This is a genomic window from Flavobacterium tegetincola DSM 22377 (assembly GCF_000425485.1).
In the GTDB taxonomy this organism is placed as follows: domain Bacteria; phylum Bacteroidota; class Bacteroidia; order Flavobacteriales; family Flavobacteriaceae; genus Flavobacterium; species Flavobacterium tegetincola.
On sequence record NZ_AUDN01000041.1, the window covers coordinates 2,501 to 5,151 of the forward strand.

2 tRNA genes and 2 rRNA genes (1 of these 4 cut by a window edge) are annotated in these 2,651 nt (G+C 47.2%); all 4 read right to left on the reverse strand.

The features are described 5' to 3' along the window. Positions 1 to 630, reverse strand: a 23S ribosomal RNA gene (locus H602_RS0109450) (it extends 2,254 nt beyond the left edge of the window). Positions 631 to 809: 179 nt separating this feature from the next. Next, positions 810 to 883, reverse strand: a tRNA-Ala gene (locus H602_RS0109455). Positions 884 to 970: 87 nt separating this feature from the next. After that, a tRNA-Ile gene (locus H602_RS0109460) sits at positions 971 to 1,044 on the reverse strand. Positions 1,045 to 1,128: 84 nt separating this feature from the next. Next, positions 1,129 to 2,640, reverse strand: a 16S ribosomal RNA gene (locus tag H602_RS0109465). Together the 16S and 23S rRNA genes with 2 tRNA genes alongside form the textbook arrangement of a ribosomal RNA operon. Between the last annotated feature and the right edge of the window lie 11 nt (positions 2,641 to 2,651).

Here is a 2,651-nt window from a genome sequence, read left to right on the forward strand (position 1 = left end):
ACCTTGCCAGCAACGTTAACTCGTAGGCTCATTATGCAAAAGGCACGCCGTCACCCCACTAAAGGGCTCCGACCGCTTGTAGGCGTATGGTTTCAGGATCTATTTCACTCCGTTATTCACGGTTCTTTTCACCTTTCCCTCACGGTACTGGTTCACTATCGGTCTCTCAGGAGTATTTAGCCTTAGCGGATGGTCCCGCCAAATTCAGACAGGATTTCTCGTGTCCCGCCCTACTCAGGATACCACTATTCTTTACATTTATTACCCATACGGGACTATCACCCTCTTTGGTGGACCTTTCCAGGTCCTTCTGGTTCTGCATGCAAGAAATATCGTGGTCCTACAACCCCAATCTTGCCGTAACAACATTGGTTTGGGCTAATCCGCGTTCGCTCGCCACTACTTACGGAATCACTTTTGTTTTCTTCTCCTCCGCCTACTTAGATGTTTCAGTTCAGCGGGTTTGCCCTCCATTCGGAGTACTATGTCTTCAACATAGTGGGTTGCCCCATTCAGGTATTTACGGATCGTCTGATGTGTGCTCATCCCCGTAACTTTTCGCAGCTTATCACGCCTTTCATCGCCTCTGAGAGCCTAGGCATTCCCCATACGCCCTTATTTTGCTTATTGTACCAATGTAAATTTAATTACAATTGTGTGCTTCTATTTGCATAGAAGCGTTTCTTTCTACTTATTAAATATTTTCTTATCTCAATATGTCAATGAACTTTGATACGTATGAAGATGTCTGTATTAAGAATTAAGACTTACGTCTTGATACTTGATACTATCATCTTGATACTATCTAGTGGAGAATAACGGAGTCGAACCGTTGACCTCCTGCGTGCAAGGCAGGCGCTCTAGCCAGCTGAGCTAATTCCCCATTTTTAGTTGTCAGTTAACAGTTTTCAGTTAACAGTACTTAAAACGGCTTCACTCAACCTCTAAAATTTCCTTAAGTTTAAAATAGTAGTCCCGGGCAGACTCGAACTGCCGACCCCAACATTATCAGTGTTGTACTCTAACCAGCTGAGCTACGAGACTCTGTTTTAACTTATTTTTTTTAAATCAACAGCGAAAAGAGTAAAGTAAGTCTAACTTACTTGTTATTATTGCGTCTTTCTCTAGAAAGGAGGTGTTCCAGCCGCACCTTCCGGTACGGCTACCTTGTTACGACTTAGCCCTAGTTACCAGTTTTACCCTAGGCAGCTCCTTGCGGTCACCGACTTCAGGCACCCCCAGCTTCCATGGCTTGACGGGCGGTGTGTACAAGGCCCGGGAACGTATTCACCGGATCATGGCTGATATCCGATTACTAGCGATTCCAGCTTCACGGAGTCGAGTTGCAGACTCCGATCCGAACTGAGAACGGTTTTGTAGATTCGCTCCTGGTCACCCAGTGGCTGCTCTCTGTACCGTCCATTGTAGCACGTGTGTAGCCCAAGGCGTAAGGGCCGTGATGATTTGACGTCATCCCCACCTTCCTCACAGTTTGCACTGGCAGTCTTGTTAGAGTTCCCGACTTGACTCGCTGGCAACTAACAACAGGGGTTGCGCTCGTTATAGGACTTAACCTGACACCTCACGGCACGAGCTGACGACAACCATGCAGCACCTTGTAAATTGTCTTGCGAAAAGTCTGTTTCCAAACCGGTCAATCTACATTTAAGCCTTGGTAAGGTTCCTCGCGTATCATCGAATTAAACCACATGCTCCACCGCTTGTGCGGGCCCCCGTCAATTCCTTTGAGTTTCAAACTTGCGTTCGTACTCCCCAGGTGGGATACTTATCACTTTCGCTTAGCCACTGAACTTGCGCCCAACAGCTAGTATCCATCGTTTACGGCGTGGACTACCAGGGTATCTAATCCTGTTCGCTCCCCACGCTTTCGTCCATCAGCGTCAATCCATTAGTAGTAACCTGCCTTCGCAATTGGTATTCCATGTAATATCTAAGCATTTCACCGCTACACTACATATTCTAGTTACTTCCTAATAATTCAAGCCTAGTAGTATCAATGGCCGTTTCCCCGTTGAGCGGGGAGATTTCACCACTGACTTGCTAGGCCGCCTACGGACCCTTTAAACCCAATGATTCCGGATAACGCTTGGATCCTCCGTATTACCGCGGCTGCTGGCACGGAGTTAGCCGATCCTTATTCTTACAGTACCGTCAATCTATCTCACGAGATAGGGTTTCTTCCTGTACAAAAGCAGTTTACAATCCATAGGACCGTCATCCTGCACGCGGCATGGCTGGTTCAGACTTGCGTCCATTGACCAATATTCCTCACTGCTGCCTCCCGTAGGAGTCTGGTCCGTGTCTCAGTACCAGTGTGGGGGATCTCCCTCTCAGGACCCCTACCCATCGTCGCCTTGGTAAGCCGTTACCTTACCAACTAGCTAATGGGACGCATGCTCATCTTTTACCGTTGTGACTTTAATTATAAAATGATGCCATTTCATAATACTATGAGGTATTAATCCAAATTTCTCTGGGCTATCCCTCTGTAAAAGGTAGATTGCATACGCGTTACGCACCCGTGCGCCGGTCTCAAGTATTGCTACTCTACCCCTCGACTTGCATGTGTTAAGCCTGCCGCTAGCGTTCATCCTGAGCCAGGATCAAACTCTTCATCGTATATTTTGTGA